This window comes from Desemzia sp. AGC72 (assembly GCF_057334175.1).
The window spans coordinates 163,897-176,412 of record NZ_JBHFIG010000001.1 but is presented as its reverse complement, the minus strand read 5'-3'; the positions used below and the strand labels follow the sequence as shown (position 1 = coordinate 176,412).

The 12,516-nt window shown below is 40.4% G+C and carries 11 protein-coding genes; 2 read left to right on the top strand and 9 right to left on the bottom strand.

Annotated features, from left to right (window positions below; all coding sequences use genetic code 11):
• Positions 1-3: 3 nt before the first annotated feature.
• Positions 4-564 (bottom strand): aminoacyl-tRNA hydrolase, encoded by a 561-nt coding sequence (gene pth / locus ACE025_RS00805; protein ID WP_485936475.1) that lies wholly within the window; start codon positions 562-564, stop codon positions 4-6.
• 272 nt (positions 565-836) lie between these two features.
• Here pth and ACE025_RS00800 point away from each other — a divergent pair, with 272 nt between their 5' ends.
• Positions 837-1,808 (top strand): L-lactate dehydrogenase, encoded by a 972-nt coding sequence (locus ACE025_RS00800; RefSeq protein ID WP_485936473.1) that lies wholly within the window; start codon positions 837-839, stop codon positions 1,806-1,808.
• 320 nt (positions 1,809-2,128) lie between these two features.
• On the opposite strand, the gene ACE025_RS00795 is transcribed toward ACE025_RS00800, so the two are convergent.
• The 4 genes from ACE025_RS00795 to glmU all read right to left on the bottom strand — a co-directional run bounded on the left by ACE025_RS00795 (position 2,129) and on the right by glmU (position 7,326).
• Entirely contained in the window at positions 2,129-3,004 is an 876-nt protein-coding gene (locus tag ACE025_RS00795; protein WP_485936471.1) for a nuclease-related domain-containing protein, read from the bottom strand.
• 357 nt (positions 3,005-3,361) lie between these two features.
• Positions 3,362-4,699, bottom strand: a complete 1,338-nt coding sequence (locus tag ACE025_RS00790; RefSeq protein ID WP_485936469.1) for a M20 family metallopeptidase — start codon at positions 4,697-4,699, stop codon at positions 3,362-3,364.
• 140 nt (positions 4,700-4,839) lie between these two features.
• On the bottom strand, positions 4,840-5,826 hold the full coding sequence (locus ACE025_RS00785; RefSeq protein WP_485936467.1) for a ribose-phosphate diphosphokinase: 987 nt from the start codon (positions 5,824-5,826) through the stop codon (positions 4,840-4,842).
• 129 nt (positions 5,827-5,955) lie between these two features.
• Positions 5,956-7,326: a bifunctional UDP-N-acetylglucosamine diphosphorylase/glucosamine-1-phosphate N-acetyltransferase GlmU gene (gene glmU / locus ACE025_RS00780; protein ID WP_485936465.1), complete on the bottom strand. Its 1,371-nt coding sequence runs from the start codon at positions 7,324-7,326 to the stop codon at positions 5,956-5,958.
• A gap of 223 nt (positions 7,327-7,549) precedes the next feature.
• On the opposite strand from glmU, the gene ACE025_RS00775 reads away from it, so the two are divergent.
• A complete protein-coding gene (locus ACE025_RS00775; protein ID WP_485936463.1) occupies positions 7,550-8,065 on the top strand; it encodes a cupin domain-containing protein in 516 nt (171 codons plus the stop codon).
• 792 nt (positions 8,066-8,857) lie between these two features.
• Here the strand turns inward: ACE025_RS00775 and purR are convergent.
• The 4 genes from purR to ACE025_RS00755 form a co-directional block, all read right to left on the bottom strand.
• Complete coding sequence (purR, locus tag ACE025_RS00770; protein WP_485936461.1) at positions 8,858-9,694, bottom strand: pur operon repressor; 837 nt, start codon at positions 9,692-9,694, stop codon at positions 8,858-8,860.
• A 244-nt stretch (positions 9,695-9,938) separates the two neighbouring features.
• Entirely contained in the window at positions 9,939-10,760 is an 822-nt protein-coding gene (locus ACE025_RS00765; RefSeq protein ID WP_485936459.1) for a metal ABC transporter permease, read from the bottom strand.
• The gene (locus ACE025_RS00760) at positions 10,706-11,413 is read right to left on the bottom strand and encodes a metal ABC transporter ATP-binding protein (RefSeq protein ID WP_485936764.1); all 708 of its coding nucleotides are present in this window, start codon (positions 11,411-11,413) and stop codon (positions 10,706-10,708) included. Before ACE025_RS00760 ends, ACE025_RS00765 begins: the two co-directional genes overlap by 55 nt.
• 32 nt (positions 11,414-11,445) lie before the next feature.
• Positions 11,446-12,423 (bottom strand): metal ABC transporter substrate-binding protein, encoded by a 978-nt coding sequence (locus ACE025_RS00755; RefSeq protein WP_485936457.1) that lies wholly within the window; start codon positions 12,421-12,423, stop codon positions 11,446-11,448.
• Positions 12,424-12,516 lie beyond the last annotated feature (93 nt).

The window sequence follows — 12,516 nt, the reverse complement described above, 5'->3', positions numbered from 1 at the left end:
GCATTAGTTAAAATGATTCATCGTATCAATAAATTCATGACCTTCCAGCCAATAGTTCGTTGCTTCAGCACTTTTTCTGACAGCATTCAACATGTCTTCGTGCACTTCTTTTGAAAATCCGCTCAACACATGCTGAACCACTGTTTGATTAGGATACGGACGATCGATTCCGATTCGGATACGGTTGAAATTTTGCGTTCCAATGTGTTGGATGATGCTCTTGATTCCGTTGTGTCCGCCAGCACTTCCTTTTTGACGCAAGCGAACTTTTCCGACCGGCAAATCTAAATCATCATAGATCACTAGTAAATCTTCTACATCTACATTGTAATAATCCATTAAGGGTCGAACAGCTCTTCCAGATTCATTCATGAAAGTTTGTGGTTTAATGAACAAGGTTTTTTCTCTGCACACCCAGCCTTCTGCTATATCTGCTTCAAATTTTGATTTGTTAAAAGTGAATTTGTGTTGATAAGCTAATTCATCTAATGTAATAAAACCAATATTGTGTTTTGTGTCTTGATATTTTTTCCCAGGGTTCCCTAGGCCTACAATCATCTTCATTGTGCACTCTCCAATTTGATAGTTAATGGACGCAAAAAAGCGCTGCACGAAACAACTTCCGCCCAGTACCACTCTTTTTTTACTTTCAACTAGTATAGCACAATTCAAATCACAAAAGGAATAGAATGCTTGATTTAAAAAGTTTATGAAACTTTTCACATGATAGCGTTTTAATTAATAGTTAACTCTGTAAAAAAGATTTCTTTTCAAGTATACTGAAAGTAGTTCAAAGAGGATCTAACATACTTACAAAGATTATGGGGGAATTGAACATGGAGACTAAAAAAAACAACGACAATCAAAAAATTATTTTGGTGGGAGACGGAGCAGTAGGTTCTAGTTACGCATTTGCTCTGGTCACACAAAATATTGCTCAAGAATTAGGGATTATCGACATCGACAAAGCAAAAACGGAAGGTGACGCATTAGACTTATCTCATGCTTTAGCTTTTACTTCTCCAAAAAAAATCTACTCTGCTAGCTACAGCGACTGCCACGATGCAGATATCGTCGTCATCACTGCAGGAGCAGCACAAAAACCCGGCGAAACTCGTCTGGACTTAGTAAAGAAAAATATGCGCATTTTTAAAGACATCATCGGCCAAATCATGGACAGCGGATTTGACGGTATTTTCTTAGTGGCTACAAACCCAGTAGACATCTTGACTTATGCAACATGGAAATTCTCAGGTCTTCCAAAGCACCGCGTTATTGGAACTGGTACATCTCTAGACAGTGCTCGTTTCCGTCAAGAGATCGCTACTCTACTGGACGTTGATGCGCGTAACGTTCATGGCTATATCTTAGGCGAACACGGAGACACTGAGTTTCCTGTTTGGTCACATGCTAACGTTGCCGGCTTACAGATTTACGAATGGATCAAAGAAAATCCTGGCGTAGACGAACAAGCTTTAGTAGATGTGTTCTTCAAAGTTCGTGACGCAGCTTACGACATTATCGAGAAAAAAGGAGCCACATTCTATGGTATTGCCGTAGCGATGACGCGTATCACTAAAGCTATTTTGGACAATGAGAACGCCGTATTGCCGGTTTCTGCTTATTTAGACGGCGAGTATGGCCAATCAGATGTTTACATCGGTGTTCCAGCCATCATCAACCGTCAAGGAATCCGTAAAGTCGTAGAAATTCCATTAAACGGCTCTGAACTAAACAAAATGTCTCACTCCGCTGAAACTTTAAGAAAAGTTGGTTTAGAAGCATTGGAAGAAGTTATGAACGACTAAGTTTTTTGGGAGCCCTCCACTTATTGGAGGGCTTTTTTGATGGTGTCGTATTAATTTTCAGCCAGGAGCATGGTAGTTGGTCTGCTCATGACCGAAAACCAACATTAATGTGCCATGAGCCAGTTATTTTGTTGGCTCATGGCTGAAAGGCTAGTTCACTTCGGCCATCAGCACTTTATTTACTCTCTTCATGGCTGAAAAACGGCCTGCTCTTCAATATAAACCACATTAAAAAGATCAAGCTGAAAGCAGGCGATTTGTGAGCCTGCTTTCAGCTTGATCTTTTTCCGATATTCTTTTCAAAAGTCGTCAATTTTAAGTCATTTATTTTTTAAGACTTGTCGTATTCTCTTTTCCGGAATCATCCCACCACACCATACTTTTATAGCAGAAACAGCTACTTTACGTTCGGGAAACAAGATTTGATACTCTTTCACATGACGCTTGATTGCTTCTTGAACCCTTTCTTTGTGTCCGCACTGCTCACAGCAGATCGATTGATGTCTAGGTGCCAACGACTCAATAAATGAATTGCAGTTTAAACAAATCATTCCTTTTTTCAACTTTTCGTATCGGTACTGAGGCAAGTTGTCTTCGTACTTTTTAGGTTGGTTTAAACTGTATAGTTTATTTGCGAGTATCGTATGCGCATGAGTCAACGGTTCTAAATTTTTTTCTACTTGTTCGAAGTAGCTCTTTATATTTGTCGGTAAAACAAGATGAGAAAAGTAAGGAGCTTCATACAAAGAAAAACTTGGATTTACATATACAAGAACAGCTTCAACCGGTATATGACCAAAATTGAGTTCTTTGAACAACTGTTTCAGTAATAGTTTGCTGCGCGGAAGTCTCAGCAGGGGGTTATAAATTTCTATTTTAGAATCTAGTTTGTATAGGCACTCTTCTCTATAAAGATACTCTCCTTCATAATTTTTCACCTCACATAAAACAACCGTTTTGCTGGTGATGATCATCGTATCTAATTGAACATCAACGCCTCCAATTGTGAAGGACAAATCTTTAAGCACTATGCAATGTTTCATTTTATCCGTTATGCCGTCTAAACAACATTCACCACCATACCCTTTTGACAAATTCATATAGCGGACGTGATATTTTTGTTCTAAAGTCATTCGCTTCTTGAGCGCCTCTAACACTAGTAAATCATACGGCTTTCCCCTCTTTTTATTGATCATCCCAGCACCTCACAAATTTAACTATCTTCATCTATAAGATACGCAAATGAAATGAGATTTAGCGTATAAAAATCTTTAGTGAAGATGCTTTTGGGTAATTGTCTTTCCCTCTTATAGATCAAGCAAAAATCAACTGCTTTTCGGCCATCAGCTGTTTTAGATGCCCCTTCATGGACGGATATGCCCGAGCTGTCGGCCATGAGAGTCTGAATTTCCTGCCTCGTGGCCGAACACGCTTATCCAAACAGCCATGAGCACTCTACTTTCTCTCCTTATGGCCGAAAACACCCCAACCTAACTAAAAAAGCTCCACCTCTCTGGAGAATTCCAAGGAGGTGGAGCTTAAATTCACTGGTACTATTCACCAGCCAATTGGTAAATAGCTTCTGCATAGATTTCCATTGCTTTGTATAATTCGTCTAATGGCAAGGCTTCATTTTCTTGGTGAGCCAAGCTTTTTGAGCCTGGGAAGTGTGCGCCGAACGCTACCATGTTTGGCATTTGGCGAGCGTATGTTGCTCCACCAGATACAAATGGTTCTGTTTGGTCACCAGTTTTTTCTTGGTAAACACTCATCAGTGTTTTTACTAATTCGCTGTCTTTTTTCACGTATAGTGAAGGAATTGAGTCGTATTCTTCGTACATCAAGCCGTAATCTTCCGCTGCTTTAGTAATTCCTGTAACTAATTCTTCTTTGTCATACGTTACTGGGTAGCGGATGTCCAACGTAATCACTGATTTATATTCGTCGATCACTAATTTACCTGTATTCAACGTCATTTCTCCAGATACTTCATCTTTGATTTCGCCTAAAAGACTGTAGCCGTTTGTTTCGTTGCCAATTTTTTCAGCAATGAAACGCAAAGCCGGGTGCGACTCTAATTTGTTCAATCCTTGAACTAATTTGTTGATTGCATTGATTCCTTCGCCTGAAACGCTTGAGTGAACGGATTTACCTTTGACGATAATTTTTTCGTCTTCTTCAACGAACTCAACATCTAGTTGTTTCAATTCGTCGGCTAAATCTGCTGCTTTGTCGCCATCGTAGATTGCTTCGCCGGGAACCACGTTTGAAGCTTCTCCTAATGCCAAACTCAATGAATCGCTGCCTGGACCGATCAAGTTGATTTCCCATAATCCTTTTTCAGCATAAGTCAAAGGGAATACACCATCTGGAACAAATCCTAATGATGGAATCTCTTCTTTTTTCGTATATTGTTCCATACAACGCCATAGACTTTCCTCGTCTGTCCCGAATATGAAGCGAATACGTTTATTGAATGTCACACCAGCGTCTAGAACCGCTTTGAAAGCATATAATGCAGCTATCGTTGGTCCTTTGTCATCTTGAGTTCCGCGACCGTAGATTACGCCGTCACGAACATCGGGTTCAAATGGAGGAGTGATCCATTTAGCTAAGTTTCCGCCTGGAACGACATCTAAATGACAAAGAATACCCAGCATTTCTTCCCCTTCACCGTATTCTGCATACCCGTAATAACCTTCTGGATCAATGAACGTTCTCATGCCTAATCGTTCAGAGATTTCCAATGCTTTTTCTAAACACTCTTGGATTTTTTCTCCGAATGGCGGGAAACTCGAACCGTCTCCATCATTTACTGAACCGATAGCAATCAGCTCTTTAAGTGCTTCAATACTTTCTTGCTGGTGATTTTCTTTTACCCATGTTGTCATTCTTTGACCTCCTAGCTGAATTTTAATCTTAAATAAATAGTACCACAAAAAAAGAACGAACATATACCCTAATAGGTTAAACATTGAATGAATATACAAAAAAACTGAACTTGCGTATGCGCAAGTCCAGTCGATGTTGATTATTTGTTGTAGTTAGATGGGAATTTCTTTTCAAATAGTGGGCTGACAGATTTATTTTCATGAATCCGTTTAATGGCATCTCCCATTAATTCGCTTACGCTGATTTGAACGATTTTTTCACTCATTTTGTCCTCAGTGAGTTGAATCGAGTCCGTAACAATAACTTTTTTCAACACTGAATTTTCAATCCGTTCGATCGCAGGACCTGATAAAACTGGGTGTGTACAACATGCATAAACTTCTGTTGCACCCGCATCTTCTAAAGCTTGAGCAGCTAAAGTGATCGTTCCAGCAGTATCAATCATGTCATCGATCAAAATACATTTTTTGCCTTCAACGTTACCAATAATATTCATTACTTCTGCTACGTTTGCTTTAGGGCGACGTTTGTCGATAATCGCAATTGGAGCTTTCAGGAATTCAGCTAATTTACGAGCACGAGTAACTCCACCATGGTCTGGTGAAACAACTACTGTGTCTTCGTTAGCAATATCATTGTCTAAGAAATAGTTAGCTAATAATGGAGCGCCTAATAAATGATCCACTGGCATATCAAAGAATCCTTGAATTTGAGCAGCATGTAAATCCAGTGTTAAGATACGATCTGCACCAGCTCTAGTAATCATGTTCGCAACTAGTTTAGATGTGATCGGTTCTCTTGAACGAGCTTTACGGTCTTGGCGAGCATATCCATAGTAAGGAATGACAATGTTAACCGTTTTAACACTTGCACGTTTTAAAGCATCAATCATGATCAACAATTCCATTATATTATCATTTACTGGACGTGAAGTTGATTGAATGATGTAAACATGGTCTCCACGGATACTTTCTTCAATATTGATTCTAATTTCTCCGTCACTAAACTGGTTTACTGAAATTTTCCCCAGTTCAACACCAACAACTTTAGCGATTTTCTCAGCTAATGGCTTGTTTGAGTTTAAGGCAAAGATTTTTAACTTCGGATCGAAATATTGTTCGGACATAATGACCTCCACTTTCTTTTTTAGACGAGCTGCGCAAACTAAGTTCGCGAAACTTTCTCAACGTATCTTATCATCAAACTAATGTTAGTCATTTTCGATCAAGAAATCAAGCTTTATTCCAAATTTTGCTTATTTACGAGGCATTTTTTTATAGTAATCTAATTTATTCACTTGTTTTGCTCTTGCGATAGCTAAAGATTCACTCGGAACGTCATCTGTGATCGTAGAACCAGCAGCCACATAAACATTTTCTTCTACTGTTACAGGTGCGATCAGGTTAGCGTTACAGCCGATAAAGGAGTTGTCGCCGATTGTTATGCGGTGTTTTTTCGCGCCATCATAATTTACGAATACCGTACCGCATCCGATATTGATGTTTTTGCCCAAATCAGCATCTCCAACATAAGTTAGATGTCCGACTTTCGTATCTTCGCCAATGTTCGCATTTTTCACTTCTACAAAGTTTCCGATATGAACAGATTTCCCGATGTTGCTGTTAGGACGCAAGTGGCTGTAAGGTCCGACATTGCTGTATTCCTCCATCACTGAATCTTCAATATTGCTGCTGACAACACGTACACGGTCGCCAATCTTGCTGTTTGAGATCTCTGAATTTGCTCCAATAAAGCAGTCTTCGCCGATCACTGTTTTTCCTTTTAACACTACGCCGGATTCTACTATTGTATCTGAACCGATCACCACTTCGCTGTCAATGTAAGTAGATTGAGGATCCATGAATGTCACCCCATTGCGCATGTGTTTTTCGTTGATTCTTGCACGCATCAAACGAGTCGCTTCAGCTAAAGCAACACGGTCATTTACCCCTAGAGATTCTGCTTCGTGTTCCATTTGGTAAGCTCCAACGATTTCGCCTTTGTTTTTCAAGATCTCGATCACGTCCGGCAAGTAGTATTCGCCTTGTGAATTATCATTTCCTACTTCATTCAATGCTTCGAACAACAATTTATTATCAAAGCAGTACGTGCCAGTATTGATTTCTTGAACGGCTGCTTCTTCTGGCGAAGCATCTTTTTGTTCAACGATTTTTTCAACCGCTCCAGATTCCCCGCGAATTACGCGCCCATATCCAGTGGGGTCTTCTGCATGTGCTGTCAGGATCGTTGCTTTTGCTCCTTGGTTTTGGTGATAGTCAAATAGACCAGTCAACGTTTCAGCCGTTAATAAAGGTGTATCTCCGCAAATGACTAATACGGTTCCTTCTTTGCCGCTCAATAACGGTTCTGCTTGCAATACAGCATGTCCAGTTCCTAGCTGTTGTTCTTGTAAAGCATACTCTGAACGGTCTCCTAAGTATTCTTGAACTTTTTCAGCTCCAACGCCTACGATTGAGACGATTTTATCTGCTCCGGCTGCTTCTACTTGGTCTACCACATGGCCTACCATCGGTTTACCTGCTACAGGATGCAATACTTTGTATAATTTAGATTTCATACGTGTTCCTTGACCAGCTGCTAATACCACTGCGAATCTTTGTGTCATTTTTAAACTCCTCATAAGTGTAATTTTTTATCTTTCATTATTTAAACGGTTTAATTTTTCAACTGTTTTTATAATAGCCTAATAAAGGCTTGTTTTCAAGGAATGCTCAGATATTCATCTTTTACGCACTTTAGCTGCGTCAAAACTTTGCCACCTTTAAAATAGGTTTTGCATTCTCTCTGTAACTCGCTTAGACTAAAAAGAAAATGATAGGAGCACATTTATGACTACACACTCTGAACAATTCTGGATAGACCAATTGCAACTGGAACCTCATACCGAAGGCGGTTTTTACAAACTAATCTACAACAGCGAACACTCAGCCCTTACTTGGGATGAACGTGAACGCCCTTACTATACGAGCATTTATTTCTTGTTGAATCTATCTAGTCCGTCTCACTTCCACCGTTTGAAATCCGATGAAATTTGGTATTACCATACAGGCGAGTCACTGACTGTCCATATGATCCACCCCAACGGCAAGTATGAAGCTGTCAAATTAGGTCTAGCCGCTGATAAGGGAGAAGTTCTGCAGTATCTGGTTCCTAAAGGTACAATTTTTGGTTCCAGTGTGGAATCCGATGAGCCAGAAGCTTTTTCTCTGGTCAGCTGTATGGTTTCACCAGGATTTGACTACCATGACTTTGAGTTGTTCACACAATCTGAATTGCTGAAAGAGTACCCAGATCACCAAGAAATCATCGAGAAACTTGCGTATAAAACCTTGCCTGAAAAATGATTCACGTGAAACAATTTGTGAAACTAGACGGTATTTTCGTCAGATAAAACTTGTGTAAGTATGTCGAGTTTCAATGGTGCAGCTTTGATAATGCGCTTGGGTAATCAAAGGTCTTAACTCTTTAACTAGGCAACCTAAATTCTGATTACTCACATCAAAACAGGCCATGAGCGGAGATAACTTCATGCTCATGGCCGTTACCACACTTTAAAAGCACCAGTATTGTACTTTTAAAATATGTACTTGGGTAATAGAGGTCTTAACTCTTTAACTGTTCAAGTCAAAAGCTGATTACTCACATTAAAAAGGCCATAAACGGAGAAAAATCCATGCTCATTGCCGCGTTCCTGTCCTAAAACTGCCATGATCACTCAATTTAATCCCTCAATGGCCGAACACGCCACTTAATTGGCCATGAGCTTCGTTTCTACCTGTCTCATGGCTGTAAATTATCTTCCAATACTGATTGAATGTTTTATCCGTTATTTCAATCATTGATCAACTAAAAAAAGCGAGGCAGATGCCTCGCTTTTTGACTTTCTTCAATAGCGCCTTACTTCGCGCTCTCTTTTAGACGCGCTGCGTAAGGCTGCCTTTCTATGATTTCATTTAAGTTTTTGTTGGTAAAGAACACCAACTAAAAGCTTAAGTGAAACCTACAAAAGTCAAAACACCTTACTTCGCGCTCTGATTTTAGACGCGTTGCGAAAACCAGGCTTCCTATGTTTTCATTTCTATTTTTTGTCGGGTAAAACCGCCCAACTAAAAATAGAAAGTGAAACCTACGGAATCCTAATCGGTTTTCTTCACGCTCTTTTCAAAGTAATTGCCTGGTTTTACGTGGATCGATTTGTTGCGGACATCTACATCGTCTACGCACAACAATGAAGTATAGTCGTCTACCATTCGATTTCCTTGGAAAGTCGATTCTGCAAATACAGTAATACCAACCAATTCAGCTTCGAACTCTTCGATCAAGCTCTTCATTCCGTTGACGGTCCCGCCGCCTTTCATGAAATCATCAACCACTAAAACGCGCGAACCTCTCTTGAGGCTGCGTTTGGACAATTCCATTTTTTCCACCCGATTGGATGAACCGGAAACGTAATTGATGCTTACTGTTGAACCTTCTGTAATTTTTGAATCTCGTCTCACCATTACAAATGGGACATCTAAGTAAGTTGAAACAGCTTGTGCAATAGGTACTCCTTTAGTAGCTACGGTCATAACTGCATCTACTCGTTGATTCAAATACTGAGTAGCAATGATCTTTCCAATCGTTTTTAAAACAGCTGGTTCTCCAAGCATATCGGACAAGTACACATATCCTCCAGGAAGAAGACGGTCTACTTCTGATAAACGTTCACACATTTGCGTGATGAATTCTTCAGTTTCTTCTTCTGTGATACTCGGGATATAACGGACGCCGCCTGCTGCTCCGGCGATTGTTTCTAAAATACCAGTTCCTCTATCTTTGAATGTTTTTTTGATAATGGTCAAGTCTTCACTGATTGATGATTTTGCTGAATCATATCGATCTGCAAAAAAGGTCAATGAAACCAATGCGTGCGGGTTTTCCAATAAATAACGAGTCATATCGATTAATCGTTCACTTCTTTTTACTTTCATTATGACACCTCTCTTTCTCAAGTCATTTTCTGGCCAAAGGGCTCTCTACCTATTATACGCATTTATATGAATAAAAGGTAGTAAATCGGTGTGAAAAAGATAAAAATGTTCGTTTTTTATCCTCATTTAACCTTTTTTTGTCTTCAACTTTCGTATAAGCAGAAAAAAGGGTCATTTTTGCCAAATGAAAAATCACCCGATACTAAAAAGTATCAAGTGATTCGATCTCATTTGCTAAAAAGCGCTATGTTCTTGTTCGTGACAAGGTCATCAGCTTTTTGCCGGCTGACGTCAAGATAAATAAAGCAATAAATACCAATGCGATCGTAGCTCCAGCTGGCGTTCCAGCATAATAAGAGACTGACAATCCCGATAACATACCGATCACACCGATCACCATACCAACTAAGATAACTGTGTTGAAATGTTTGCTCAACCGCATGGCAATAGCTGCCGGCAAGATCAAGATCGCTGATACCAGTAATGATCCGGCAATCGGCATTATCACTGAGATCGCTACTCCAACCAACACGTTAAAACAGACAGACATCAAGCGGACAGGCAACCCTGTTGTATAAGCTGTGTCTTCGTCAAACGTCAAAACGTACATCGGCTTGCGGAAAACCAGATACATCACGACTGTCAGCACGCACAATACAGCTAAAATCAGTACTTGCTGCGAGCTGATGGTGACGATCGATCCAAATAAGAATTGGTCGATGCTGATATTGGTTCCGCCATCTACTAGGCTCATCAGCACTAAAGCCAATGCTAGTCCTCCAGACATTAAAATAGCCAACGACACTTCAGAATATGACTTAAACTCCAACCGCAAATATTCTAAAATAACCGCAACTACGATAACAACTAATAATGTCATAACGGTGGGGTTTAAATTTAATAAAAAACCTAGCGCGATTCCGACTAAAGAGACATGAGACAGCGTATCTGCCATCAAAGACTGTCTGCGCAAAATCAAGAACAATCCTAATATCGGTGCAATGACCGCGATTAAGAGTGAAGCTTGGAAGGCTCTTTGCATGAATCCATAGAAAAACATCTCCAAGGGGAATCCTCCTTCCGTACCAAGTGAATGTGGCGGTCTGCATAATGCTTTATATCATCGTGGTCATGTGTGACCATCAAGATGCCTTTACCATGAAATTCACTGTTGTGTTTTAATAATTCATAAAATTGCGTCCGCGACTCGATATCCATTCCAGTCGTCGGCTCATCAAGGATAAACAAATCAGGATCTGTCGCAAATATACGCGCTAACGAGATTCGCTGTTTTTGCCCGCCGGAAAGATCTCCGACTTTTTTATTGCGCTGATCCCACATGCCGACAGAGTCTAGTGCTCGTTTGACATGAACATGGTCTTCTTCATCTAAACGCTTGAACCATTTGCCGCGTTGATAACGACCGGATTGCACCAGTTCCAAAACGGTGCTGGGAAATCCCGCATTATAAGAAGCCACTTGTTGAGGGATGTAGCCTATTGCCAACTTTTCATTCCGTGTATTCACGGGAGAGATTTTTGCAGATCCGTGAGACGGCTTCAATAAGCCTAATATATTGCGCAGCAGTGTTGATTTCGCCGCTCCATTTTCTCCGGTCAAGATCACGAATTCGCCTGGATCCACTGTGAAATGAATGTTTTGCAAGACCGGTTCGTCTTCATAACGAAACGATAGATCGTCCACTTCAATATAGTGCATAGTGTTCCCTTCTTTCTGTTCCATTCCTTTTTTTATCGAATGCTTAATTTCAAAGCTTCCAAATTATTGCGCATAGCTGTCACGTAATCGACGCCTGCTTCTTGATCTTCTTTAGTGATGCCTTCAATCGGGTCTAAAACGGCCAATTCCGTGTTCGTTTCATTTGCCAGCGTCTCTGAAATATTAGAAGACGTTGTTTTTCCGAAATAAATGTAATCTACGTTTTGGCTTTGGATGAATTCTGTCATCTCAGCCAACTCAGACGGACTTGGTTCCGCATCTGTCGACAAGCCGGCGATTGAGATTTGTTCCAAATCGTAACGCTCTGCTAAATATGCAAAAGCTGCATGTTGTGTCACAAATAAACGATTCTCTGCATTTTCAAAAGCAGCCGCATATTCTGCATCCAATTCTTGCAATTCAACTTGATAAGCTTCAGCATTTTTTGTGTAATCTGCTTCATTTTCAGGATCTGCTTCCACTAACCCTTCTTTGATGTTCATTACTTCGTCTTGTGCTAAAACCGGATCCAACCAAATGTGCGGATCAACTTCGTGCGAGTGCCCTTCTTCTTCATGACCGTGGTCGTGGTCATCTTCGTGTGCATGTTCTTCTTCTTCGTGCCCATGGTCGCCGTCCAGCAATTCGATGCCTTCGCTGGCGTCAACTACCACAATGTCTGTCGAATCGATCGTTTCTAGAATACTTGGCACCCAAGTTTCCATTTCTACACTGTTGTAGACGAACACATCAGCTTCTTGAATCTTCGCGACGTCTTTCGCACTCGGCTCAAATCCATGTGTATCCGTCCCCGATGGAACTAGAACACTGACATCTGCTAAGTCTCCGGCTACGTGTTTTGTGAAGTCATACATTGGATAAAACGTTGTAACGACTTGTAGTTTCTCTTCTCCAGCAGGCTTGGTCTCTTGCGCTGAACCGCAAGCCGCCAGGAAAAAGACTAAACTGGAAACAGCTGCGACCAAAGCTCCTTTATGTAATTTTTTCATTGTTACCTCCATATAAAGTGTTTTTTAGGTTAAATTTCTAAATCGTAATTGTTCCTATTTGCGAATCCTTAAGTAGCTTATCACTATCTCTCG

Coding starts and splice junctions, on each gene's coding strand:
- glmU (WP_485936465.1), bottom strand. CDS start 7,326: ATGACACAAAGATTCGCAGTGGTATTAGCAGCTGGTCAAGGAACACGT.
- purR (WP_485936461.1), bottom strand. CDS start 9,694: ATGAAAGTAAAAAGAAGTGAACGATTAATCGATATGACTCGTTATTTA.
- ACE025_RS00760 (WP_485936764.1), bottom strand. CDS start 11,413: ATGCACTATATTGAAGTGGACGATCTATCGTTTCGTTATGAAGACGAA.
- ACE025_RS00790 (WP_485936469.1), bottom strand. CDS start 4,699: ATGACAACATGGGTAAAAGAAAATCACCAGCAAGAAAGTATTGAAGCA.
- pth (WP_485936475.1), bottom strand. CDS start 564: ATGAAGATGATTGTAGGCCTAGGGAACCCTGGGAAAAAATATCAAGAC.
- ACE025_RS00775 (WP_485936463.1), top strand. CDS start 7,550: ATGACTACACACTCTGAACAATTCTGGATAGACCAATTGCAACTGGAA.
- ACE025_RS00795 (WP_485936471.1), bottom strand. CDS start 3,004: ATGATCAATAAAAAGAGGGGAAAGCCGTATGATTTACTAGTGTTAGAG.
- ACE025_RS00785 (WP_485936467.1), bottom strand. CDS start 5,826: ATGTCCGAACAATATTTCGATCCGAAGTTAAAAATCTTTGCCTTAAAC.
- ACE025_RS00755 (WP_485936457.1), bottom strand. CDS start 12,423: ATGAAAAAATTACATAAAGGAGCTTTGGTCGCAGCTGTTTCCAGTTTA.
- ACE025_RS00800 (WP_485936473.1), top strand. CDS start 837: ATGGAGACTAAAAAAAACAACGACAATCAAAAAATTATTTTGGTGGGA.